This window comes from Microbulbifer maximicatervae (SeqCode) (genome assembly GCF_052468155.1).
The window spans coordinates 844277-868739 of sequence record NZ_CP174335.1 but is presented as its reverse complement, the minus strand read 5'-3'; the positions used below and the strand labels follow the sequence as shown (position 1 = coordinate 868739).

Here is a 24463-nt window from a genome sequence, read left to right as displayed (position 1 = left end):
TTTCGGGAGCCTGTGGCTCCCCTACTTAAGAGTTTGAAACTTCAGGGAACTTGCGGAGATTAATACTATGTCTGAGATGCAAACCGATGCTTTCTGGATGCCGTTTACCCCCAACCGCACCTTTAAGTCTGCACCGAGAATTGTAGAGCACGCCGAGGGGATTTATCTCACGGAGAAAGGCGGTCGCCAGGTTATTGATGCGACTGCGGGTTTGTGGTGCAGCAATGCGGGTCACTGCCGTTCTGAAATTGCAGAGGCAATTTACCAACAGGCAAAAACACTCGACTACAGCTCTATTTTTAATTTTGGTCACGAGTTGGGTTTTGAGTATTCCGAGCGTCTGGTAAAGCACACTCCCGATGGCCTGGACCATGTGTTCTTCGGTAATTCCGGTTCCGAGGCAGTTGAGAGCGCCCTGAAAATTGCCCTGCAATACCAGCGTGTACGCGGCAAGGGCACTCGCACTATGTTTATCGGCCGTGAGAAGGGTTATCACGGAGTAAACTTCGGCGGTATTTCTGTGGGCGGTATTCCTCCTAACTACCAGGGTTTTGGCCAGCCGGTGAAAGCCAACCATATGCGCCACACCCTGGATATCGAGCGCAATGCATTCAGTCGTGGCCTGCCGGAGCACGGTATTGAGTTGGCTGAAGACCTGGAGAGACTGGTAGCTTTCCACGGTGCCGACCAGATTGCCGCTGTGATTGTTGAGCCATTTGCCGGTGCCGGCGGTGTGGTATTGCCTCCCAAAGGCTACCTGCAACGCCTGCGGGAAATCTGTGATAAGCACGACCTACTGCTGATTTTTGATGAAGTCATCTCTGGCTGGGGCCGTACCGGTTCTGCATTTGCCTCCACCGAGTTCGGCGTAACCCCGGATATGATCACCTCCGCGAAGGGGATTACCAATGCCACAGTGCCCCTGAGTGCGGTATTTGTCAGCGACGAAATTTATAAAACCGTGATGAATGCGGCTCCCGATGGTGCGGTGGAATTCTTCCACGGTTATACCTACTCAGCACATCCGGTTGCCTGTGCGGCGGGTATGGCGACTCTGGATATTTACGAGCGCGAAGGCCTGTTGACCCGCGCTGCCGGTGAAATTGGCCAGCACTGGGAAAATGCCCTGCACAGCCTGGCTGACCTGGACAATGTGATCGATGTGCGCAATTACGGTTTGGTCGGCGCTATTGAGTTGCGCGCGCCGCAGGATCTGAAAGGGAAATACGGAGCTAAAGTCTCTGGTATGGCCTGGGAAGCTGGAGTGATGGCCCGTGGTATTGGCGATGCCCTGTGTATGTCCCCACCGTTGATTATCGAGAAGCACGAGATCGATGCTGTTGTGGATAAACTGCGTGGCGTGATCGGCGCTCTGGCCTGATTATGCTATTGCGGCAGCCCGTTTGGGCTGCCGTTCTCTCCAAATTACTCTTGTGCCAGAAGGAAAGAATACACTTCTCTCGAGACGCGCTGTGTATTCTCTCCTTCCTGCCTTATTAGTTTTCTCCCTTCCTCTCCTTTCATGACCCGCAGGGCAGTTTGCGTAACTTCCCTATTGTCGTTTAGAGCTACACTGAAAATAGTGGTCTGCGGCGCGGTCACAGTCTTTGCAGAGTCGACTGCCTGGCCGCGCTCGTAGGCTGCCTTTAAAAACCGCCGGGGAAAAATTCAATTCCCTGATGGTAAGGGATTCTTCAATATGGAAAGTTACTCAACCTGGGGACTTTTCTATGTCCGCTGACACTCCTCCCCTGGCGACCGGACCTATTTTGCAGGTGTTGTCTGCAAACTGGTGGCTACTCTTGCTGCGCGGTATTGTCGCGGTGATTTTTGGCGTGCTGACTTTTGTCTGGCCGGGATTGTCCCTGTTGACCCTGGTGTTGCTTTTTGGGGTTTACGCTTTCCTGGATGGTATTTTTTCCCTGGTTGCGGCGGTGATGGGGCGGCATAAGTCCACTCCACTGTGGTGGTTGATTGTCTCGGGGCTGATCAGTTTGGCTGCGGGAATTGTGACTTTTATTTTCCCGCAGGTTACCGCTTTAGTGTTGGTCGTTTTTATCGGTGCCTGGGCCCTGGTGCGGGGTATCTTTGAAATTGTCGGTGCTGTTCGCCTGCGCAAGGAAATTGATAACGAGTGGCTGCTGATCGCCATTGGTGTTCTCTCGGTGATTTTCGGAGTTGCGATTTTAGTCAGCCCCGGGGCTGGTGCTCTGGCGTTGCTCTGGGTAATCGGTGCCTATGCGATTATTTTGGGGCTGCCATTGATCTGGTTATCTTTCCGACTGCGCAAGCATAATAAATCTGCTTCTTCATAACCGTTTAACTCAAATACGCTCAGTAATAAAAAAGGCCGGTATTACTTAGTAATACCGGCCTTTTCGAATTGCTATTTAGATAACAGCTTTTGTTTTTTATTGTTTAGCGGCGAGATTGACTGCCTTCGGCAATGCCCCCATTAACGCTTTGCCTTTTTTCTCCAGTGCCATACACAGCTGGATTCGCTCCTCGGCTTGCGCGAGGCTGCGCTGGTATCCGGGGGCTAAATCACCTTGCTGGGCAAAGAGTTGTTGCAGTTCGCCCAGGTGCTGTTTATCGCAGAAGGCGGCGGCAAGTGATGGGGTGCGGCGGCGGATCTGGGCCGGAATCTTATCTACTACTTTGTCAAAGTTCTGTTGCAGCCACTCCCAGTGCTGTTCCTGAACCCTGGGCTGGGCCAGGGCGTAATGGATCAGGCCAAATGATTCTCTCGGCCCCATTTCGTCGCTGAGCGCTAATGCTTGAATGGTTTCCACTTGCTTGGGATTGTTGCTGGTGCCGATGGCATTGGCACTGGCATTTTCAAAGCGGGGATCATCCAGCTCGGCGCGGACTTTGATCAGGTGTGCGAGAAAATCTTCCCCTGCATCCTGTACTGCCACACTCAGGGCTGCCTGGTATAGGTCAGAGCTTAACGCCTTCGCATCCCGTTCCTGTTTAAAGCCGGTAAAGGCGGTTGCCATTTCCTGTAACTGCTTGCGCGAGTCAGGATCTTCTGCAACTTGCGCCATAAAGGTTAGCAGGTCGCTGTGCAGCATCTGCTGGTCGCTATCACTGCTATTGGCGCTGCGATTTAGTATCGGCAGGTACAGGTTCTGGGCAAAGTTCAGGAATGCAGAGCGCTGGGATTCACCCAGGTAATTATCCCGGTACTTCTGTAGGTAGCGCAATGGCATGGTGATAACCTGGCGCTTGTCCGCCACTGCGGATTTGCGCACTACTTCCAGCAGTGGTGCCGCAGTGAGATTGCCGGCCTCGAAAGCTGAGAAGGCGCTGTCGATAATGGACAGCTGTTCAGTGGCAGAGAACTGGGCAAGCTGTTTAATCAGTGCCTGCCACTGCGTCTTGGGAAGGTTCCAGCGGTAGTAGCCGCTGCCCTGAGCATTGGGCATTACCCAATTTGGGCAGGCACCGCCGGTAATCTCCAGGGTTTCCCTTGGCTCAGTCAGGATCTGGCACTGCTGCACGCCGCTATCGGTGCTGAAGCAGAAGGGGATGCTCCATTTATCGCTGGCGTCGGCGATAGGGGAGCCGAGTGGCCTGTAACGGCTCTGCTGAACCACTAGCGAGGCCTTGCCGTCGCTATTGCAGTCCATGGAGATATCCAGTTGTGGAACCCCTTTTTGCTCGACAAAACTGCGGAAAGTCTCGGTCAGTTCCGGGGTGTTGGTTTCCTGGCCGATCACTTTGTAGAAGGGTGGTGAGTCGGCCACGCTGTCGGAGAAGGTTTCCAGGTAACGTCCCAGTGCCGGGCGGAAGTTTTCCGCTCCGAAATAGGTGTCCACCATGTGGATAACGCCCAGGCTCTTCGAGTAGGTGATCGAATCGTAGGCGTTGCGAATATTGTTGTTGTCCGCGATGGGCTCACGAATGGCGCGGGTGCTGGCCAGGGAGTCTAGCTGCATGGCGCCGATCGCATAAGTCGCTGCGTTGAGGTCGTGCCCCTCTTCAGGTTCCATAATGGTGAGGGCCAGCGCCTCCCCCCAGGTAGCAAAACCTTCCTTCAGCCACAGGTCGTCCCACCAGGGAGGGGTGACCTGATTGCCAAACCACATATGGGCAATTTCGTGCGCATGAACTTCTACGAGAGCCAGGCGGGTGCCGGGAGCCGGGTTGTCGCCCACCAGGATACGCTGTTCGCGATAAGTAATTGCCGCAGACAACTCAGTAGCGCCACTGGGCCACTGGGGGGCGGCAATAATGTCCAGCTTCTTGAATGGGTAGGGGCGTTGCAGCTGGGTCTCGAAGGTCTCCACCATTTTGGGGGTGATATCGAGGATGTAGTTCATATCCTCACCGCGACCTTTACGGGCGAAGCCGCGCAGGGGTATGGGGTCTTTGCGGTATTTACTCGGCGGAATGGCTGGGCGCTCAACCTGGTCAAAGGGGCCGACAGACAGGGACAGCAAATAGGTGGACATCGGTGGTGTGGTGGCGAAAGTGACTTTCTCCATGCCGTCACCTGCCGCTTCGCGCTTCAGCTCAGGCCCATTGCTAATCGCTGCGTAGCCTTCGGGTATTGTCAGGCTGACAGTAAAGGGCGCTTTCAGGCCTGGCTCGTCGAAACCGGGTAAATACTTGCGGGCCTGGATCGATTCAGATTTTGCCAGGGCATAGGCATCGCCCTGCTCCTCGACCTTAAAAAGCCCGGCCAGGTTGCGATCAAATGCAGCACTGTAGTCGATGTGCAGTTTGAAAGTGCCCGCATCGATCTTCTCCGCAAACTCTACTGCGGCAACACCACTGTCCAGTACTTCCCGGTATTCGGCCGGAATCTGGCGGCCGTCATCGAGCTGTGCGTAGACTTCGCGCACATCCAGGTTTTTGCCATGCAGCCAAATATGTCGGGCACCCTCCGCCAGCTGGATATCGATATCCACCTTGCCGGTGAAGGTGTCTTTGCGAGGGTCCAGCACCAGTTCCAGTTGGTAATCCAAGGGGGTAGTGCCCTCGGGCAGGCGCCCTTCGGGAGCCTTATCAAAATCGAGGCCTTTAGCCTCGACTTCCTGGGCGGTACTGGTTTTTGCTGGTTCCGATGCTTTTTCTGCGGGGTTACAACCTGCTACTGAGAGCAGGGCCGCAGTTAGCAGGGCGAGCGGGATGTTCTTTTTCATGGTAGGGGGAGCACTCAGCCAAAAGGCTGATTGTACCGCTTTGGAGAAAAATTACGCGATGCAAATAGTTGGGTTGAGGGGACGGTGGGAGGAAACCCGGCAGTGAACGCCGGGTTTCTGTGGGGAGACCTACAGGTGCGGTACGGTCAGGCTAGAGACCTTGCTGCTGCTGTAGGGCACTGTGATGGTGTAATTGGTATTTTCCGGCTTCTGGTAGATGTACCCCTGAGTATCGATGGCCAATACTACACGGTGGCCAACCGGGACATCGTAGCTGGTGGTGAAAAAGTCCACTTCGAACTTTTGTTTTTGCCCAGACTTGTCTGAATGCAGGGTAATGGGGGCGTGAGTTATCAGGCGTCCCAATCCCAGCGGACCCACATCGTAGAGGTGCACGTTGAGTTGCACTTCTTTTTTGCTGGGTTCCACCCACATTTCGAGTCTGGGTTCGCCGCGAATCTTCAGGGTTTCCCACTGAATCGGTGATTTGTACTCGATGGCGTAGTAGCCGTTGATAGCGATCATGGGCGCGTAAACGGGGATACCGAAGCCTTCCAGTGCATCGGAAACCAGCGGGATACCGGTGCCTGCAAAGGTATCTGAGCCGCCGTGGAATTCGTTACTCCAGCTCCAACCGTCGTACTTGTCGCTCTCCATTTTTGCATTGTTAAACATGGTAAAGCGTGGCTGCAGGTACCAGGTGGTGCTTTCGTCCGTTACTGGGTAGTCCTCGAATTGCTCCAGCTCATTGCTGATGCGCACAGTCATATCCACCTTGGGTTCGGTGTCGATCCCGTTGTCCTCGCCTTTAAGGTGGTGGTCGAACCAGCGGAAACTGGTGGACCAGATATGGCCATTGTTACCGGTAAGAGTCTCGGTAATCGCGTGGGTGCCGGGGTTTAGCATGAGTTTCTTGGGCCCTTCGAGCAGGGAGTAGAAATCGGTCATGCTATTCGGCTTAAACAGGTAGTCGGCGAAATTGTTTGAGAGCAACACCGCTGTGCCGTTTTGATTGATTTCGTCCACGTAACTCATTGCGGAGCGCTCAGCACCGAAATTAATTACCTGTTCCATATTTTCGCCGTCGCGCAGGTTGCTCCATACCTGCTCGAGTTCGGCCTCTTTCTGGAAGGCCGTAGTAACAAGCAGCGTGCCCCATACCAGGTTGACGGTTTCATTGGGGTACAAAGCTTCCACTACATCTGCCCAACCGGATAGCGCAGCTACTGCATCGACGCGTGGGTGCTTGGCGGCACTCAGTAGTGAAATTCCACCGCCGTAGGAAATTCCGGCCATACCCAGCTTGCCCACCGGGTAATTGGTTTCCAGCCAGTCGATCAGGACTCCCACATCGTTAAGGCTGTTATCCCCTGCGACGTCAACAAGTCCTCCCGAGTGCCCAAATCCCCGGGTGGAGTAGCTGAGCACCAGGTAGCCGTTTTCTGCCAGCTCTTTGGCCTGGAAGTGGTACTGGTGCTTCTCCAGCCCCCAGCTGTTGGTAAAAATAACGGTGGGGTAACCGTCTGCTGGTGCGGGAGTCTCCGGGATAAATAAGTTCGCATCCAGGACCGTACCGTCAAAAGAAGTAATATCCACGTCGGCGATATATTCCGGTGCCGACCAGGCATGAGCAGACATTAGGGCGCCGCCAAGCAGCGCCAGTAGTGGCTTGGTATTCATTAGTTTTCTCTCATCTGATGAAATCATTATTATTTTTTTGACCAGGATTCCCTCCTTGGTCGACCCCGTACTATAGGAGTTCATCCTAGTTTTGTACGTAAATAGGGCTAAATTTGAGACGTTTGTCTCGCTTCATGTCGCAATCTGCTGCAGAAAACTGTTTGTGAACAGCTATCTATTTTGTGTCTTTCCGGTCACACAAAAACAGGCGAAAAGCTGTTTTGTGATCAAATTGATCTTTTTTTGATCAGTGAAAACCGGTACTGTGTCGTCTTCGCTAATCAGCTAGGGAGGGCTTCAGCAACAATGACCCGGTGGCCCGAACTATGGTTTCTCGTTCAGTTGTTCTATTAGTACTTTGTTTCGGATTTATCGCTTCAGCCTACGCCGCGCCGCGTGGTTTGGGGGAGGTGACCTGGTATGAAGTCGACAGTGATAATTTTCGCGTGATTACCGACGGTGATCCCAACGCAGTCAAAAGTCTGGTAGCAGACCTGGAGCGCTATCGCGCAGTGGCCTTGGAGTTACTCGATGCAGATCCAAAAAGTGAGCGATTAACTATTTATGCGGCCGCAGACCGGGACACCTATGCAAACCTGGTGGGTGTTGAGCTGGCGGATATGACCAACGGTTTGTTCGATACCTCTGCGGAGGGTAACTATGCCCTGGTAAACCTGGATGGCCGCAGCGTTGAGAGGCAGCTCAAAGCACGCGAATTCCTGTTCCACGAATACACCCATTTTCTGAGCTATAACGGCAACACTACCCACTACCCCTATTGGTATAGCGAGGGGTTTGCTGAATTTATGGCAACCATGTCATTCCCGGAAAAAGGTACCTACGAAATTGGCTCCATTCCCAGCGAGCGGGCTATGACCCTGATGTATACCGGGCTTATGCCGCTGGAAGACCTGTTGCGTGCGACAGTGTACAACACCGATGCGGACGAAAAGGCAGATGTCTATGCCGGAGGTTGGATTCTGTCTCACTGGTTGATGATGAAAAGCGGCAAGCAGGATAATTTCGATAATTTCGTCAAAGCCTATAACGATGGTGCCGACCCAGTACTTGCCCTGGAAGAAGCGCTGGGGATGTCGGTGAAAGAAATTGAAAAGGCCTATGTCGCCACTTATAAGGCGGATAGCTTTGAACATTTTAGTGGTGCTATCCCCGCGGACTTTAAAGAGGCCAGCCCTAGGGTTAAACGCCTCAGCAAAAGAGAGTCGGTGAGCATCCTGGCTGGATTTATCGCCCAGTCCGGTTACAACCTGCTGGCTTTGGATGAGTTGATTGAATATGCCTACAGTACGGGTATTTACAGTACTGAGCTGGCTGCGATTAAAGCGAGTGCCGATCTGCGATTGGGTAATTTCCCCCAGGCTAGCCACCTTTTGGCCAGTGTCCCCACTAAGGACCGGGGCCAGCTCTGGTACTTGAGTGCCCATGCTTGGTTAACGGTTAATCAGCAGGCGGTGGCGCCCGGTAGTAAGCGGGATCTTCGCAGCTTGAAAATGGCGCGGGAAGAGTTCGACTTCCTGGTGAAGGAAGAACCGAAAAATGCATCTCACTGGTTTGGCCTGGCGATGGCTATGGAGATGCTGGATTACCCCCGAGAGGAATATCTGGAAAAGCTGGAGCAGGCTTACAAGCGTGCCCCCCGTGAGCTGCATATTGCCCAGTGGCTGGCAGAAGAGCTCTACCAAAAGAAAGATGCGGAGTATTTTGCCCGAGTGGCGAAGCCGCTGATGTTCGAGCTCCCAGACGAGGAGCAGAACAAAGAAATAAAAATGAGGTTGGCAGAGCTGAAGGGCAAACCCAAGTCATCATAGCAACCATAAGAGCGCTCACTGAATAAAAAAGGCTTGTCACTCTGTGTAAGAGACATCCGACATTCGCCAACGTATATTTGCCCGGCAATTGACTTTGCCGGGCTTTTTTTTAGGGGATAATTTCCCTGCAAACTGGTACGATTTCTGTAACAGCGGCAATTCCATATTGCGAAGCATAGCGAGCGCGTTAAGGGTAATGCTTCTCATAGAATAAGAAAGGGTGCACTGTGAGCAGAAAACGGTTTTTCGTTATATTTCCGCTATTTGTCTTAATATTGCTGCTTGCCGCATGCGAGAGTAATAGAGATCCTGTTGTAGAAAACTCAAAGGTTTTAACGGAATCTCCCCAACAACCGATACCAACGCCGCAGAATAAACAGCCCGCAAAGCCGCAGTTTGAAAATTATGTAGAGCAAGGAGATCTGCCAGCCCTGTTAGAGCGAGGTGTATTGCGCCTGTTGGCTCCAAGGGGCCCCCAGGAGAGCGCCTTACCACGAGAAGGACTACCTGCAACAGAGTGGCGAAAACTTGCGGAAAATTTTGCTCGTAGCCGGGGATTAAAGCCTCAGTGGGTTTACGTAGGTAACTTTTCCGATTTAATTCCGGCGGTTATTGATGGACGTGGGGATGTAATCGCCACCAATTTTTCCCGCACCGAAGAACGCAAATTATCACTGGGTTTTACCCGCCCATTACAATATGTTGATGAGTTGCTAATTACTCATAAAGAGTTCGAGGTGGAAGAGGCTGTGCCCTTGCAAGTTGTGCTGCGGCGGGGCAGTGCATTTGCTGAAACCCTGGAGCAGCAAGTCGATAGGGAAAATTACAGGATCACTTACCTCGATAAGCCGGTTGCAACCAGCGAGCTTATCGCGGCTGTAGCAGCGGGTGAATACCCCGCAACAATTATTGATAGTAATTTGGCCGATGTACTTCTAACTGATTACCCTCAACTCACAGCCACCACAGAACTCGATTCCCGCAGGCCTATAGCCTGGGCTGTACGCAAAGGTGCTATCGCTTTGAGGCGTGAGTTGAATGAGTTCTTTACCGCAGAATTGGTATTGGCCAGTCAGAACCGAGAACAGCCACTGAGAGATTGGCAGGCAATAAAGGAGAGCGGAACTTTAAGGGTGCTCACTCGCAATCACCCCGCTTCCTACTTTATCTGGCGCGGTGAGTTGATGGGGTTTGATTACGATCTGCTAAGGAAGTTTGCTCGTGACCATAAATTACGCCTGAGCATGGTTGTGCCCGATAAGGACCAGGATTTGGTCGAGGCATTGAATGATGGAATGGGGGACATGATTGCTGCATCCCTTACTGTTACCGAGGCCCGCCGCCAGCAGGGATTGGCATTTTCCAAGCCTTATATGACAGTTACGGAACAGGTAGTAGCCGCAAAATCAAAGGTGCCTGATAAAGAGCTACCCCTTCCAGAGAACCTGCTTTCTGGGCAAACAGTAGTGGTTAATCCCACCACGAGCTATCACGAGAGTCTGGTCAAAATAATGGAAAAGCAGCACGGGCAAGATATGGTGCCGCTACAGATCCATCGTCTAAAAGGCGCTACCAGTGAGTTTCTTATTGATGCAGTAGCCAGGGGTATTTTTCCCTATACCGTAGTTGACTCACACTTGGCCGCCATTGAAAGCACTTACCGGGATGACTTTACTGTAGTGGGGGAGTTGCCAGGGGAGCGAGATATCGCCTGGGCCGTTCGAACTGGCCAACCGGAATTACTGGAACAACTGAATAACTTTCTGAACAAGCACAATCGGGACCTGTTCTTTAACGTTACTTACAATAAATATTTCAAGGAGCAAAAGCGTATCCTACAACATCAAGGGCAGCGCCTGCGCAGCACTGATGAACTATCGCCCTTTGATCCCATAGTAAAGAAATATACTGAGGCTACCGATCGGGATTGGCGTATGGTGGTTGCGCAGATGTATCAGGAGAGTCAATTTAACCCCCAAGCTCGCTCCTTTGCCGGTGCTCAGGGCTTGATGCAGGTATTACCTCGGACTGCACGACAGATGGGAGTTAACAATTTGTATGATCCTGAAAACGGTATCCGCGCAGGTGTATCTTATCTGGGGTGGTTGGATAAACGTTTTCCTGAAAATATACCCCTAGAGCAGAAGATCTATTTTACCCTGGCTGCATATAATGCGGGTCACGGCCATGTCAGGGATGCGAGGGCGTTAGCCCGACGACTGGAGTGGGACCCTAACCAGTGGTTTGGCCATGTTGAAGAGGCCATGTTGCTGCTGTCCCAGCCTGAATACTATCGCAATAGTCGTTTTGGTTACGTGCGCGGCAGGGAGCCAGTTAATTATGTGCGTGAGATACGGGATAGATATATTGGATATTTAGGAGTTGAGCGCCATCAGAACTATACAGATATTGATGGCAGCATTGCTCCCGATTAATTAATGCATCCCATCAGTGGGCCTCTGCAAGCCAGAGGCATTGTGGGTTTGCTCAAGGGTACTTTATTGATTGCCCTTTAGCTCCAGCGCAGCTGTATTGCGGAGGCGAGAGTTTCTTGCGGCCCAACTTTAGAGGCTCCACCAATCAAGTAGAGGCTTTCTCCTAGGGCTACTGCTCCGTGACCGTGTCGTGCCTGAGGCAAATGGCCCTGATTGTTCCAATCATCTGTGACTGGATCGTAAATCCAAATATTGTTAAATGCAGTACCAGTCTTCCAGTTGCCATTGAGGCCAAATGCCTCACCGCCGGTAACTATTAATTTATTATTTAATGGGGTTGCTGTGAGCCCGGCAACAGCTTGGGGGAGGGGGCGAATCTTTTCCCATTTATCCAGGCTGGGGTCATAAACTTCGGCGTAAGTTAGATTCCCGGCCTTGCGACCATTGTCGCTAACCTGGCGGCCACCAACAACATAAATTCTGTTATTTAAAGTTACCCCACCTGCGGAGTTTCGCTTGATACTGGCTGGTGCTGCTTGCTCCCAATGATCTCCTCTTGTAAGCACATAATGAGAATTGGTATCTCTATTTTTAGACTGTTCGTTGGGGGCCTTACCGCCAATGACATGGATGTTCTCCCCAATATTGGTGTAAATAGATTCAGCCAAGGGCCGGGGGAGAGGGCTGGTTTCTATCCAATGCTTATATTCGCTGGAAAGTTTATAAACGGTATTTCGGGCTTGCCAAGCGCTATCAGAATCGCCAAAAAATCCACCGATGCCATATAGGCTGTTGGAATTACTGGCCATGCCAAGGTGATGTCTTGACTCAGGTAAATTGGGCCCTGGCCTCCAGTTTTGTTCCCGCGGAGAAAAGATATGTGTTTGTTTAGTTGGAGAGAGACCGAAGAAAACTGCTGTATCCGATGGGATAAATCCCCCTGCTACATAGATCTCGCCAGAAAAGACTGCGGGGTAAATCTCCTGTAAAGGCATTTCCAGGCTGGGAAGACTTGATATAGATAGACTGGTAATAGCCTCTTTAGCGGTTAGATTGACTCCACCAAAAGTAAGGGAAGCTAAGCTGGAATATTTAATAAAGGATCTTCTGGATAGCGTCATAGTAACAAACACTCTCACACTGACCGATAAAGAATACCTATTGATTATAATTTTTTACCTAAAAATAGGCTAAAAGGGTCATTTTTATAGTGACTGAAAGGGTCGCAATCGTCAAATCCATAACGGCGATAGAGAGCGATTGCGGGAGCAAAAGCTTCAGTGCGGCCTGTCTCCAGCTTTATCTCTTTATATTTACGCTGCTTTGCCTCCTCCAATATTCTTTCTATCAAGGCGCGGGCAACGCCTTTGCGCAGAAACAGAGGATGAGTTTTCATGGATTTTATTTCACCCAAATTAGGGTCGATCTCTTTTAGAGCAGCACATCCGGCCAAAACTCCATCAATTCTTGCCCCCCAAAAGGTAATCATGGGGTCATTTAACTCATCAGGATTTAGTGCGTGAACGCTTCCAGGTGGGGAATGTCGGTACATTTCCCGTAGATGAGCTTCGAGAAGATTGTTAATGGAACCGTCGGACAGATCGTCTAATTGTACTGATATATACATCTTTATTTGATTGTCTTTCTTTTTAAAATAATGGCTTAAGCAGGAACGCCCGTTAATCTTTTGGGCTTTGAAATGTCACTTTAACAATATTTTCAGAGAAGGATAAGTATAAGTTGGCTGGTGCAATAGGTATGCTTTATTAGGGGGCATTGAGAAAAAATATATAACTTTTTGCACCGTTTTATTACGCATAATACCCGGCCAAAATCCTGGCAAGGGGAACTAAGGGCTGGATATTGCCCTTAGTTCAACATTAATAGCTAGTTTAAAGAAGATTTAGAGTAATCGCTTCCCGATATTGATACAGCGTTCACCGGAGTAGCGATGATTTTTTAATGCTTTTACCAATATGGGCTTAAGTTGTGGTTTTTCTTTCACTAGCTCGGCGACCTTATAGTTCTGTATAATGTTCGAATGAATATTATTGATGCATGAAGATTACCCGCTTCCGCTCAGGAGGAGAAACGTCGAACTGCGGTAAAGCTTTGGAAGAAATCGGAGCCTACAGTAGAAATTGCAAGAACACTGGATGTTTCCAGCCGTGCTGTGCAAAATTGGATTAAGGCTTACAAATTTGACGGATTCGAGGCATTAGCCGCTTAAAAGCGCGGCTATTTGAAAGTGGTGAATCGCAGCCTAACGGCAGAGCAAGAAAAGCAGCTTCAAAAAAATCGTAGCTGAACAGCTCAAACTTAACTATGCTCTGTGGACTTGTAAGACTTTCATGGAGCTAATCGAACGTGAGTTTGGCATAAAAATGTCAATTCGAACGGTCGGTGATTATCTGAAGCGCTGGGATTTTACACCTCAGAAGCCCGCCATACGCGCCTATGAGCAAAACCCCAAAGTAGTTAAAAAATGGATGGAAGAAGACTATCCATATATTAAACAACGTGCCAAAAAGGAAGGTGCAGAAATTTACTGGGGTGATGAAACGGACATTCGCAGTGATTGTCAGCATGAACGCGGCTATGCGCCAAAAGGAAAACCACCCATTGTGAAGTTAACCGCAAAGCGAGCTTCACTCAACATGATCTTAGCGATTACAAATCAAGGGACAGTGCGCTTTCAAATTTACGAAGGAAGCATGAATGCCGACAGATTAATTGGCTTTCTTAAGCGATTAATTAAAACCGCAGGCAGAAAGGTTTACCTCATTCTAGATAACCTTAGGGTACATCATGCCCGAGTGATTAAAGCTTGGCTGTCAGAGCATGAGGATGAGATAGAAAAATTTTATTTGTCATCGTATTCACCTGAATTGAACCCAGATGAGTATTTGAACTTCGATCTTAAAGGGGGTGTATATAGTGGGATTCCAATACAATTCAAAAAAAGTTAGAAAAAACTACTTTCTCACATGAGAACGCTACAGAAGAAGCCTGCGCGCGTAGTTTCCTACTCTAAGCATAAGGAAATTTAATATGCAGCATAGATGAACTATTGGGCCTCCGGGTTAATAGTAAAGAAGTGATACAGAATTCTGAACACTACCGCCAGAGGCTATGTATTAATTAATGCATTCGTTAAAAAGTGGAGTATTTAGAGTTTGAGCAGAGCGATCACTCACTATGCCCAAACTTTAATTAATCTAAGCAGGCTGGATCTGAAGTAACAAAAATATTTCCCGCCCATACGTTACTACTACTGCAGTCTAGATCCAGAGGTGAAAATAAATCAAAAATACCATTATCAATTGCTGTATTCGACACAATTACATTTTGAGTAGCATTTAAGTCGAGCAGATAGATGCCATAAGATGTATTGACACTAGCTTCATTGCCAGTAATAGTATTATTGTCAGCATCGTATATTTCTATACCCACGTTATTATTGTTTATAGAATTATTGACGACTGTAGTAAATTCACCCCTAAGCTCAATCCCTGCTTCGTCATTAGAATCTATTGTATTTAAAACAACGACATTAAATGATCCATCAAGATCAATCCCATCTTCAGTATTTAGTATTTCATTACCAGAAATAAAGTTACCATCTCCATCAAGTTCGATACCTTCATCATCAACCGTATCAATAATATTATTAGTGATTATGTTGGAATTTGAACTGGATCCAATATCTATTCCATCATCATCGGTATTGAAAGAGGAGGTATCGGTTACTGTATTGAAGCTACTATTGATAACAATGGCATCATCATCTGAGTCAATTATATTGATTGTAGATACTCTATGGCTTCCAGTACCCTCTATCTGTATGGAGTCAAAACACTCCTGAATATCACCATTGCTGAGCCTGGCTGCAGTACCCGTTAAAAGTATCCCATCACCTGTCGCGTTTACACACATTAAAGTGTAACCACCCATATCAAGGCGGCCCGAAGGTCCCTCAATAGTAAGAGATGGGTTAAAAATAGTTGAATCACAGGATAGGTCTTCTGTGAGAGTTTCCGAGGTTGTGATAACGTCGCCACAGCTAACGGCACTGGCAACTATGGGGACGGCTAATGTGCCAATTAAAATCGTCACTGAGGTAAGATGCATTGCTGTACTTTTCATAAGTTTTCACTCACGTTCTTGTAGTGATATGGATAGCTGTAAACATTAATCAAAGCTCAAATAAAAAAATAACAGAAAAAATCTAGAACTAATTACTACAAATCCATGTAGATAAAATTTCACTCAGGGGTCAATATGTAAAGATTCTGGCAGGTCTGAATCTTCTTCAAAAGTATCGGTTTGAAATAAATTGGCTCCATTTATTTCGATAACTTATTAAGTTTGTTATGAAAACCCCTGATATTATATAGCAGCCAAATGGTCCATCCGGAAGGTAATGTTATTTAAAGAAATTGTTCATCCTCACTAACGACCTGATCCTACCCACCAACGACGGACACACTCTTATGCGATAAACTATGCAGCAGAGGTGCTCTAGACAAGATCAAATAAACCAACCAAAACCGCTCGTAAACAATACTCAGAGGAGTATAGAAAAGATGCCCTGGCACTGGAAACTGGCCTAAATTGTGGTGAGGCCGGCCTGGTAAAGCCAATGTTGCTGCCAGGAATTAAGATCTTTGTCCGCAGCTTTGCCCAGGTGGTTGATAAAGTCATTGAGGGTTGAATTGTCGTAAGACAAGGCCTTTAAGTAATTATTGACGCCTTTGCGAAATTCTTCTTTGCCCAAATAGTAGGGCAATTGCTTGAGTACTGAGCCGCCTTTGCCATAAGTAATTCCATCAAAATTGGCAAAGGCTTCGTCAGTATTGTTGACTGGTAGTTGAATAGCGTGGGTAGTGGGGCGTTGATCAGTGTGGTAAGCCCATTGCTTGGCACCTAAGTAATAGTTCTCCCAAGCGGTAGTGAATTCGCTATTTTCGGCTAGAGCCAGATTGGCCGTGTAAGTGGCAAAGCTCTCATTGAGCCAAAGGTCATCCCACCAATTCATGGTGACCAAATTACCAAACCATTGATGGGCCAGCTCATGGGCAATAACATTGGCGAGGCGCATCCGCTGGGCCTGGGTCTTTTTTCCTCGGGATATGTAAGAATCGTTAAATGTTACAGCCCCAACATTTTCCATAGCGCCGGCGTTAAAATCAGGTACTAGTATTTGATCATATTTTTTAAATGGATAATCAATTTCAAAGTAGGGCTGAAAGAACTCAAAGGATTGTTTGGTGAAGGTAAACCAGTCTTCTGTTTTTACGTAATTTGCCAGGCTCTGTCTTGCCATTAAGCGAAGGGGAATATCTCCTGCCTTGTCTTCCCAGATGTGGTAAGGACCTGCATGGAAAGAGAATATGTAAGATGAAAATTTCTTGGTTTGAGGAAAAAACCAGTGGTTTGATTTCCTTTTCTCTTCTACTCTCTCCTCTCTTTCCGCGCTAACTACTACCCAGTCTTTTGGAGCCTTTACATCCAGGGTGTAGCGTGCTTTCAAATTGGGTTGGTCAAAATGTGGGAATAGGCGATTGGCATCATAAGGTTCAAAGTCCGTATATAAATAGACCTTTTCGTCTTTGGGGTCTTTAAAGCGATGTAATCCTGAGCCATTGTTAGAGTACGGGTGTTGATAATTCACCGTAATCGTGTGGGATTTTTCTGGTAGATTTTGATAATCAATAGATATAAAGTAGTTGTTGTACTCAAATGGAACAGATCTTCCATCGACCTGGATTGAATCAACCGCACCACCGGAAAAATCTATAGTGAGCGGCTGTTCAAGTATTTTTCTAAAATTGATATCTGCGTGCACAATTCCGGAGAAGTTCTTAGCTTGACTATCCAGATTGATGCTCAGCCGATAGTCCACTTCAGCAATTTGCTGACGACGAATGTCAGCATAAGATTCTGAAAGTCCTGGGGCTGTGGTTCTAATAGGAGATGAAATTTTCTTTGCTGGTGAGCTTATTTCTTGCTTAGTAGTTCTTTGCTCACAGGAACTTAATAAAATACCACATAGAATCGCTATAACCACTTTGTACTTTAGTAATACATTTGTAAGGCGAATATATTTGTTCATGGCGCTATTTTTAATATAGAGTTATTGAATTACTATTTGCGATTTACTTTGTATCATTAAAGATAGCTAGGCGGCGATATAAATTTTCCGTATCAGGAGGGGAAATCTTTTATACAGAGTGAGAAGGAATAGGTTCTGGCTACTGGCCGTTTGCGACCTCAGTAATTGATTCCGCTAATGCGTTGATAACTCCGTCAATTTCCTCTGCCTGTGCTATAAATGGGACGCCGATTTGCAATGTGTCGCCGCCGTAGCGAATATAAAAGCCTTTTTCCCACATCTTCATAGCAATTAAGTAAGGCCTGAGTAATGGCTCATCCGGAGCTGATTCGATTGTCAGGCCTGCGGCAAGTCCACAATTACGAATATCTTCTATTAACGGTAACCCATTGAGTTGATGGATATGGTCTTCCAGGATATGGGCAAGCTCCGCAGATCTCTCAAATAAATTTTCTTTCTTTAAAATATCCAGTGTCGCCAATGCCGCTGCGCAGGCTAGTGGGTGCCCAGAGTAGGTATAGCCGTGGGGAAGCTCCAGTTGGTATTGAGGTCCTCCATTTTCCATGAATATCTCGTAGATATCTTGACGCACAGCCACAGCGCCCATGGGAACAGCGCCATTTGTAAGCTGTTTGGCTGTATTGAGCATATCCGGGGTCACTCCAAAAAACTCTGCTCCGGTGGCTTTCCCCATGCGTCCGAAAGCGGTAATGACTTCATCAAATATCAACAATATGTCGTATTGAGTACATATTTCCCTAAGGCGATGGAGATAGCCTTTTGGTGGGGGCAATACTCCCGCAGACCCCGCTACGGGCTCGACAATAACAGCGGCAATGTTTTCAGAACCGTGCAGTTTGATAAGTTCCAGCAACTCGTCTGCCAGGAAACTTCCCTGTTCAGGCTGTCCTTTAGCAAAGCGGTTGTGGGGTAAAAGGGTGTGGCGAAGGTGGTCAGAATCTAAAGATGAGCCAAAGATTGCTCGATTAGCGCTAATACCGCCCACACTAAGACCGCCAAAATTAACTCCGTGATAGCCTTTCACGCGTCCGATGAATTTTGTTTTCCCTGGAGCGCCCATCTTCTGCCAGTAGGCTCTAGCTATTTTTAGAGAGGTTTCTGCGGATTCAGAGCCGGAGTTTGTAAAGAAAATACGATTGAGCCCCATGGGCATCATCTGGCTGACACGCTCCGCTAGTTGGAAGGCTCCCGGGTGGCCATATTGGAAAGCGGGGGCATAATCCAGAAGGGCTGCTTGCCGGGTAATGGAGTCAATTATCTCCGGGCGGTTGTGTCCAGCACCACAGGTCCATAAGCCAGAGAGACTATCGAATATGGGGCGGCCATCAGCACTACGGTAATAGCAGCCGTCGGCTGAGGTAATAATACGGGGATCTCTTTTGAATTGACGATTCCCGGTAAAAGGCATCCAGTAAGCATCGAGCTGTGATTTACTAAGTCCCGCTGATTTGTCGTTCATTTTTATTTTCCGACATTTGGCCTTATCGCATTAATTTTGGACCAACTTTTCTACTTTATAAATTGATTCTCACTAACTTTAGTTTCATAAGTGGGGTTTATTAATAGAGTATTGAAGTATTGCCTATGGCAGGAGTTGAGTGCCGGGGGAGGGTTTGCCGGAATGGCCTAAGGGAGAGAGGGAGATGAGAGGAGAAGAGAACCGGGGGCATTAGCCCCCGGTAATATTGCTGATTAAACAGCAGTGGCGATTCTGTCCACATAGGGGGCGAGTTCTGGTTTGTTCTCCAGAATCTCCTGCCGGGACAGACCGTCGATCTCGTGGGGGAATACCAACCACTCTTCGGTCTTGTGGATAAAGTAATCCGGCTCGCGCTTGGCCTTGTTGTTCTTCGGCTTGTAGTAAGGGGTCGCGATACGAATCTCCGGCGTGTTCTTCTTACAGGCAGCGCGCAGGTCTTCGATAGTTTGCTCAATACTCAGGCCAGAGTCGTGCACATCGTCCACGATCAACAGGGAGTCGTGGGACTCCAGGCGCTTGATCAGGTAGTTCAGGCCATGCACGCGCACTTTCTTATCGCGCTCACCGATACCGAGATAGGAGGAAGTGCGGATAGCGATATGGTCTGCATCCACTCCCATCACGTGCAGCAGCTCTTGTACAGCGATGCCCACAGGAGCGCCACCGCGCCAAACACCGACAATATAGTTTGGGCGAAAGCCGTCCTTATAGATTTGCTCGGCGAGAGCATAAGAGTCTATCAGGAGCTGCTGTGCGCTAATAAAGTGCTTTTTCATCAATGTACCCCTCAGAAAAAGGCAAACTTGGCAACAAAGAGTGCCGCTAACACGTAGACACTGATGCTGACGTCTTTGCTACGTCCGCTCAGCGTTTTAATAACTGCGTAGGAAATAAAGCCCAGGGCGATTCCGTGCGCGATCGAGAACGACAAAGGCATCATCACTGCGGCGATTACTGCCGGTGCGGCCTCGGTAATGTCATCCCAATCAATAGATGACATACCGGAAGTCATCAGGACGCCAACATACAGCAGAGCACCTGCGGTTGCATAGGCCGGAATCATACCGATTAGGGGCGAGAAGAAGGTCGCCAACAGGAATAGCCCGGCGCAAACCACAGCGGTCAGGCCTGTGCGACCACCGGCGGTTATACCTGCAGTACTCTCTACATAACAGGTAGTAGTGGAGGAGCCCAGCACAGAACCAACGACAGATGCGGAGCTGTCGGCCATCAGGGCCTTGCCCATTCCAGGCAACTTGCCATCTTTATCCAGCAGTTTGGCGCGATCAGAAACGCTTAACAGGGTGCCTGCGGTGTCGAACAGGTCGACAAACAGGAAGGCAAAGATCACGCTGATCATGCCTACTTCGAAGGCGCCAGCGATATCCAGCTCCAGGTAAGTCGGTGCCAAGCTGGGAGGCGCGGATATCAGACCGGTGAACTCTACCTTACCAATTGCCAGGGCGATGACGGTTACCGCAAGGATACCGATCATCACTGAGCCCAGCATACGGCGATAGGACAGGGCCACAATAATAAAGAAGCCCAGTGCTGCCAGGATCGCCTCAATTGACTTGAGGTCGCCCAGGGTTACCAGGGTAGCGGGGCTGGCCACAACGATACCGGCACTCTTCAGGGCAATGATCGCCAGGAACAGGCCAATACCCGCTGCCAGGGATTGTCGCAGGGAGAGGGGGATACTATCGATAATCCACTCTCGCAGCTTGAAGATACTGAGCAGCAGGAAGATTACCCCTGATATAAACACCGCACCCAGGGCTACTTGCCAGCTGTAGCCCATTTCACCGACGACAACGTAGGCAAAGAAGGCATTGAGGCCCATACCCGGTGCCAATGCGATGGGGTAGTTGGCGTAGAGCCCCATAATCAGGCAGCCAATAGCGGCTGCAAGACAGGTCGCCATAAACACAGCGCCCTTATCCATACCCGCTGCAGCCAGGATATTGGGGTTCACAAAGATGATGTAGGCCATCGTCAGGAATGTGGTAACGCCGGCAATCACTTCCCGGCGAACATTCGTCTGGCGCTCTGAGAGCTTGAACAACTTCTCCAGGAATGAGGCATTGCCTCCCACCTGCGGGATGTCGGACCCTGGGGTCGCCGATGTTTGGATATCAGTGGGTTTCATATCAGAAGTGGTACTTTACTAGCAGGTTAACGTTGCGCTCGTTGGAATCGACACCATAAGTGCCATCCTTGATTCCGAACTTGTCGTTCCAGTGTACGTACTCAATACCCGCGTACAGGGTCTTGGGTTCACCCCAGGTGGCGCCGGCATCCCATTTCAGCTGGGAGGTAAAGTTGGTGCTCGGATGTGAATCTTCAGAAGCACTGGTCCAATCGATAAACCCGTCGTAGACAAAGCTGGCATCACCCAGGGTAAAGGGCATAGCCCAAACCAGGGTCAGCTGCTCGTTGCTGGCCTTGTCATCGTTATCGCGGTGGTAAACATTCGCCTGTACAAAGGAAAAACCGGGTACCGCGAGATCAAAGCCCACACCTGTCAGGTAATTGGTGAAGTGGGGGCCTGTGGCCGTCAGGTGATCCGGGTCATCCATATTGCCTATCTCCACAGTTGTGGCGACAAGCACATCGGTAACCGGTCCGAAAGCCAGCTCACTGCCGCTGAGCTTGCCTAAGCTCAGGCGGGGAGAGATCTCACTATACAGCTCATTGGAGCCATCTTCCGAGTCCAGGTAGTCGGCAAAAATAAAGAGGTCACCCCAGCTGTGGCCACTGGCGTGCTCGAAAGTTACTACGGATCTCTCAGAGTCATCCGTGGTCTTGCTGTAGTCGACTTTGTAATCGTGGCCGTAAAGAAGGCTCAGGCTGTTGTCACTCCAGGTCATCTCAGCTTGGGCAGCTACGGACAACAGGCTAGAGGCCAGCAGTAGCAGGGGCTTGGTTGGTTTCATTCTATTACCTCTGTTACAGCGACAGGCGAATTTCGCACTGGCGGCCGATGAGAAAATCGGCAGTTGGTTAAAAAATAGTCGCGGAATGTACCAGAACTTAACCCCTGTTTTCCAGTGTTTTTTCTCGGGATTTACGCTTTTTTCCGAGCTTTTTAGGTAACTCTGCACCAAAAAATCACGCAGAGAAAAAACAAAGTACTCACTTGTTGGCTAGCGATGGGTTGGAGTAGCAAAAAAGTAGTGTTTGATTGGATTGAGAGCAGGGAATCGCTAAATTGCTGGGGTAATCTAGGTAAATTGTCCATAAGGTCGGTGTTGCTCCCTGATGGTGCTTGCATTGGCAATAAGAATGCTTTTGGTGCTTTTGGTGCTTTTGGTGCTTTGTGGGGACCCTGCTAAGCGGCATTTAATTTTGATGATACCGGCAGTCCCTCAGCTTGGTAGCTGAAATATGCTGATCGAAGTAGGTTTTTTGGGCGCACTTCAGGTTAAGAGTTCAAAGTCAGCCTTCCTTTATATAAGCGGGAACCGGTCTGAGCTTGACGATGGTGATTGGGAAATATTAATAAACTTTTAACCTGGGTAAAAATTATTGGGTTTGGGGTGCCTGGTAGGAAGTTGTCCCAGAGAGAGCCATAAGGAGGCTTATAGCGGGGGCGACTGCGAGGGTGGGCAGATGTTACTCAGGTGATGCCAGCCGGTGCGCTGTATTTTTGGATGGGAATAGTTACGTTATGCAGACTGTGAAGACTGGGGCGAGTATTGCGATCGCCCCAATATGCCTTTTCCAATTTTGCGTTTGGAATCAGGCTACCTGCTGTTCTGTACCTGACTGGTGCGCCAGGTATTCCTCGTAAGTGCCTTGAAAATCGATCAGTGCTTGATCTTTGATTTCAATAACTCGGGTTGCCAGGGATGAGACAAACTGACGATCGTGACTCACAAAAATAAGTGTGCCCTCATATTTCTCCAGTGCCTTGTTTAGGGCTTCGATGGCTTCCATGTCCAAGTGGTTGGTTGGCTCATCCATGATGAGCACATTGGTGTCCATCATCATTAGCTTGCCAAACAGCAGGCGATTTTTCTCGCCGCCAGAGCAGACCTTTGCCTTTTTATTGGCATCATCTGCGGTAAATAATAGTCGGCCCAGAATACCCCGCACAGCCAGATCATCGTGCTTGGGGGTGCGCCACTGGGACATCCACTCAAATATCGTCAGGTCACCATCAAAATCTGCACTGCTGTCTTGTGGACAGTAGCCGATAGCGGCATTTTCTGACCACTTGACGACTCCGCTGTTTGCTTGGATCTCATTGACAAGACAGCGCAGGAAGGTTGTTTTACCAACGCCGTTCTCACCGATAATTGCCAGGCGCGCACCGGCTTCCAGCAGCATTTCGCCACTTTGAAATAGCGTTTCACTGTCAAAACCATGGGTAAGCCCCTCAAGAGTCAGCGCCTGGCGATGCAATTTTTTACACTGGTTAAACGTAATATAAGGGCTGACCCGACTGGAGGGTTTGATTTCGTCCAGCTTGATTTTTTCCATCTTCTTCGCGCGGGAGCTGGCTTGCTTGGCTTTGGATGCATTGGCAGAAAAGCGGTTCACAAAGCTCTGTAGCTCGTCCAGTTCGGCACTTTTCTTGGCATTCTCTGCGTGAAGTTGTTCTTGTATTAGCGTGGAGGCCGCAACAAAGTCCTCATAATTGCCGGGGAAAACCCGCAATTCACCATAATCTATGTCGGCCATATGGGTGCAGACAGAGTTCAGGAAGTGGCGATCGTGGGAAATGATGACCATTGTGCTTTTGCGTTGATTCAGTACATCTGCCAACCACTTGATGGTGTGGATGTCCAGGTTATTGGTCGGCTCATCCAACAATAAAATATCCGGGTCGGCAAATAGCGCTTGGGCGAGTAATACACGCAATTTCCAGCCGGGAGCTACCTGTTTCATCAGGCCAAAATGCAGGGATTCGTCGATGCCAGCTTCAAGCAGGATTTCTCCCGCACGGCTCTCTGCACTATAGCCATCCAGCTCAGCAAATTGGACTTCAAGCTCGGCTACGCGCATGCCGTCTTCTTCGCTCATTTCCGGTAGCGAGTATATACGGTCACGTTCCTGTTTAATTTCCCACAGGCGGACATCTCCCATGATGACCGCATCGACGACGGTGTACTCTTCAAATGCAAACTGGTCTTGGCTCAAAGTACCCAAGGTGCATCCAGGCTCAATGGATACGTTGCCGGCCGAGGGCGCCAAAGCACCACTCAAGATCTTCATAAAGGTTGACTTTCCACATCCATTGGCCCCGATAAGGCCATATCGGTTGCCATTGCCGAACTTTACAGAAATGTTTTCAAACAGTGGTTGGGCACCAAACTGCATGGTGATATTCGCGGTGGAGATCAAGAGCGTATTCCTGAGGATTACAAATGGGCTCTGGTAAGCCAGTTTCGCCAAAATAGGAGGCGTGATGTGGGGGTCGCACTATAAGGATTTGGCGCTGAAGTGTCGAGGAGTACGTTCAATAACTAAGCAGTTTCTCCGCGGGTTCGATATTAGAGATTGAAATATATATGTTAAAGTATACTCCTAGGCTAGGAGGATATTCCATTTCGGGGTGGGGTGCTATGATATGCATCTGTATGCTCCCTGAGTCCGGGCTCTTTAGCTAAAGCTATGGGCCCTAATATTAGGAATATTCCCGGTATAAGTTGCCAGCGCGTAAAGCGGCCACTTTTATTTAAATAATTAACGGGATCACTTGATCTTATTTGTATCCTTTGGGTGGCTCCGACGGCAAAGTAAATGTT

At 49.0% G+C, this 24463-nt stretch carries 16 protein-coding genes and 1 pseudogene; 6 read left to right on the top strand and 11 right to left on the bottom strand.

Annotation, left to right across the window (positions count from 1 at the left end; genetic code table 11):
• Positions 1-67 precede the first annotated feature (67 nt).
• Positions 68-1381: an omega-aminotransferase AptA gene (aptA, locus tag ACJJIY_RS03570; protein ID WP_282930904.1), complete on the top strand. Its 1314-nt coding sequence runs from the start codon at positions 68-70 to the stop codon at positions 1379-1381.
• 349 nt (positions 1382-1730) lie between these two features.
• Complete coding sequence (locus tag ACJJIY_RS03565) at positions 1731-2315, top strand: HdeD family acid-resistance protein (RefSeq protein WP_445359123.1); 585 nt, start codon at positions 1731-1733, stop codon at positions 2313-2315.
• Positions 2316-2411: 96 nt separating this feature from the next.
• Here the strand turns inward: ACJJIY_RS03565 and ACJJIY_RS03560 are convergent, their stop codons facing one another.
• Together ACJJIY_RS03560 and ACJJIY_RS03555 are read right to left on the bottom strand one after the other, a co-directional pair.
• Positions 2412-5150: a M1 family metallopeptidase gene (locus tag ACJJIY_RS03560; protein ID WP_445359122.1), complete on the bottom strand. Its 2739-nt coding sequence runs from the start codon at positions 5148-5150 to the stop codon at positions 2412-2414.
• A 129-nt stretch (positions 5151-5279) separates the two neighbouring features.
• Positions 5280-6830: a CocE/NonD family hydrolase gene (locus ACJJIY_RS03555; RefSeq protein WP_445359121.1), complete on the bottom strand. Its 1551-nt coding sequence runs from the start codon at positions 6828-6830 to the stop codon at positions 5280-5282.
• 326 nt (positions 6831-7156) lie between these two features.
• Between ACJJIY_RS03555 and ACJJIY_RS03550 the strand changes: the two genes are divergently transcribed.
• On the top strand, positions 7157-8659 hold the full coding sequence (locus ACJJIY_RS03550) for a hypothetical protein (protein WP_445359120.1): 1503 nt from the start codon (positions 7157-7159) through the stop codon (positions 8657-8659).
• A 227-nt stretch (positions 8660-8886) separates the two neighbouring features.
• Positions 8887-11094, top strand: a complete 2208-nt coding sequence (locus tag ACJJIY_RS03545; RefSeq protein WP_445359119.1) for a transporter substrate-binding domain-containing protein — start codon at positions 8887-8889, stop codon at positions 11092-11094.
• Between the two features lie 77 nt (positions 11095-11171).
• Here ACJJIY_RS03545 and ACJJIY_RS03540 read toward each other — a convergent pair whose 3' ends face one another.
• Together ACJJIY_RS03540 and ACJJIY_RS03535 are read right to left on the bottom strand one after the other, a co-directional pair.
• Complete coding sequence (locus tag ACJJIY_RS03540) at positions 11172-12215, bottom strand: Kelch repeat-containing protein (RefSeq protein ID WP_445359118.1); 1044 nt, start codon at positions 12213-12215, stop codon at positions 11172-11174.
• Between the two features lie 44 nt (positions 12216-12259).
• Positions 12260-12646, bottom strand: a complete 387-nt coding sequence (locus tag ACJJIY_RS03535; protein WP_445359646.1) for a GNAT family N-acetyltransferase — start codon at positions 12644-12646, stop codon at positions 12260-12262.
• 582 nt (positions 12647-13228) lie between these two features.
• Here ACJJIY_RS03535 and ACJJIY_RS03530 point away from each other — a divergent pair.
• Together ACJJIY_RS03530 and ACJJIY_RS03525 are read left to right on the top strand one after the other, a co-directional pair.
• Positions 13229-13324 (top strand): annotated as a pseudogene (locus ACJJIY_RS03530) (helix-turn-helix domain-containing protein); the annotation flags it as partial.
• Positions 13325-13391: 67 nt separating this feature from the next.
• On the top strand, positions 13392-14063 hold the full coding sequence (locus ACJJIY_RS03525) for an IS630 family transposase (protein ID WP_444916185.1): 672 nt from the start codon (positions 13392-13394) through the stop codon (positions 14061-14063).
• Positions 14064-14307: 244 nt separating this feature from the next.
• Here ACJJIY_RS03525 and ACJJIY_RS03520 read toward each other — a convergent pair whose 3' ends face one another.
• From ACJJIY_RS03520 to ACJJIY_RS03490, 7 genes are all read right to left on the bottom strand, one after another.
• The gene (locus ACJJIY_RS03520; RefSeq protein ID WP_445359117.1) at positions 14308-15240 is read right to left on the bottom strand and encodes a NosD domain-containing protein; all 933 of its coding nucleotides are present in this window, start codon (positions 15238-15240) and stop codon (positions 14308-14310) included.
• Positions 15241-15703: 463 nt separating this feature from the next.
• The gene (locus tag ACJJIY_RS03515; protein ID WP_445359116.1) at positions 15704-17209 is read right to left on the bottom strand and encodes a M1 family metallopeptidase; all 1506 of its coding nucleotides are present in this window, start codon (positions 17207-17209) and stop codon (positions 15704-15706) included.
• A gap of 139 nt (positions 17210-17348) precedes the next feature.
• Entirely contained in the window at positions 17349-18689 is a 1341-nt protein-coding gene (aptA, locus tag ACJJIY_RS03510) for an omega-aminotransferase AptA (protein WP_413663624.1), read from the bottom strand.
• A 233-nt stretch (positions 18690-18922) separates the two neighbouring features.
• Positions 18923-19486 carry a phosphoribosyltransferase gene (locus tag ACJJIY_RS03505; RefSeq protein WP_413663623.1) on the bottom strand — a complete coding sequence of 188 codons (564 nt, stop codon included), beginning with the start codon at positions 19484-19486 and terminating at the stop codon, positions 18923-18925.
• An 11-nt stretch (positions 19487-19497) separates the two neighbouring features.
• Positions 19498-20859, bottom strand: coding sequence for an NCS2 family permease (locus ACJJIY_RS03500; RefSeq protein ID WP_444895840.1), 1362 nt, complete (start codon positions 20857-20859; stop codon positions 19498-19500).
• A gap of 1 nt (position 20860) precedes the next feature.
• A complete protein-coding gene (locus ACJJIY_RS03495; RefSeq protein ID WP_445359115.1) occupies positions 20861-21646 on the bottom strand; it encodes an outer membrane protein OmpK in 786 nt (261 codons plus the stop codon).
• Positions 21647-22451: 805 nt separating this feature from the next.
• Entirely contained in the window at positions 22452-24059 is a 1608-nt protein-coding gene (locus ACJJIY_RS03490; protein WP_445359114.1) for an ABC-F family ATPase, read from the bottom strand.
• Between the last annotated feature and the right edge of the window lie 404 nt (positions 24060-24463).

Excerpts from the sequence above, each read along its gene's own strand:
- ACJJIY_RS03560 (WP_445359122.1), bottom strand. The coding sequence starts at position 5,150 with ATGAAAAAGAACATCCCGCTCGCCCTGCTAACTGCGGCCCTGCTCTCA.
- ACJJIY_RS03555 (WP_445359121.1), bottom strand. The coding sequence starts at position 6,830 with ATGAATACCAAGCCACTACTGGCGCTGCTTGGCGGCGCCCTAATGTCT.
- ACJJIY_RS03515 (WP_445359116.1), bottom strand. The coding sequence starts at position 17,209 with ATGAACAAATATATTCGCCTTACAAATGTATTACTAAAGTACAAAGTG.
- ACJJIY_RS03500 (WP_444895840.1), bottom strand. The coding sequence starts at position 20,859 with ATGAAACCCACTGATATCCAAACATCGGCGACCCCAGGGTCCGACATC.
- aptA (WP_413663624.1), bottom strand. The coding sequence starts at position 18,689 with ATGAACGACAAATCAGCGGGACTTAGTAAATCACAGCTCGATGCTTAC.
- ACJJIY_RS03550 (WP_445359120.1), top strand. The coding sequence starts at position 7,157 with ATGGTTTCTCGTTCAGTTGTTCTATTAGTACTTTGTTTCGGATTTATC.
- ACJJIY_RS03505 (WP_413663623.1), bottom strand. The coding sequence starts at position 19,486 with ATGAAAAAGCACTTTATTAGCGCACAGCAGCTCCTGATAGACTCTTAT.
- ACJJIY_RS03565 (WP_445359123.1), top strand. The coding sequence starts at position 1,731 with ATGTCCGCTGACACTCCTCCCCTGGCGACCGGACCTATTTTGCAGGTG.
- ACJJIY_RS03520 (WP_445359117.1), bottom strand. The coding sequence starts at position 15,240 with ATGAAAAGTACAGCAATGCATCTTACCTCAGTGACGATTTTAATTGGC.
- ACJJIY_RS03495 (WP_445359115.1), bottom strand. The coding sequence starts at position 21,646 with ATGAAACCAACCAAGCCCCTGCTACTGCTGGCCTCTAGCCTGTTGTCC.
- ACJJIY_RS03535 (WP_445359646.1), bottom strand. The coding sequence starts at position 12,646 with ATGTACCGACATTCCCCACCTGGAAGCGTTCACGCACTAAATCCTGAT.
- aptA (WP_282930904.1), top strand. The coding sequence starts at position 68 with ATGTCTGAGATGCAAACCGATGCTTTCTGGATGCCGTTTACCCCCAAC.
- ACJJIY_RS03540 (WP_445359118.1), bottom strand. The coding sequence starts at position 12,215 with ATGACGCTATCCAGAAGATCCTTTATTAAATATTCCAGCTTAGCTTCC.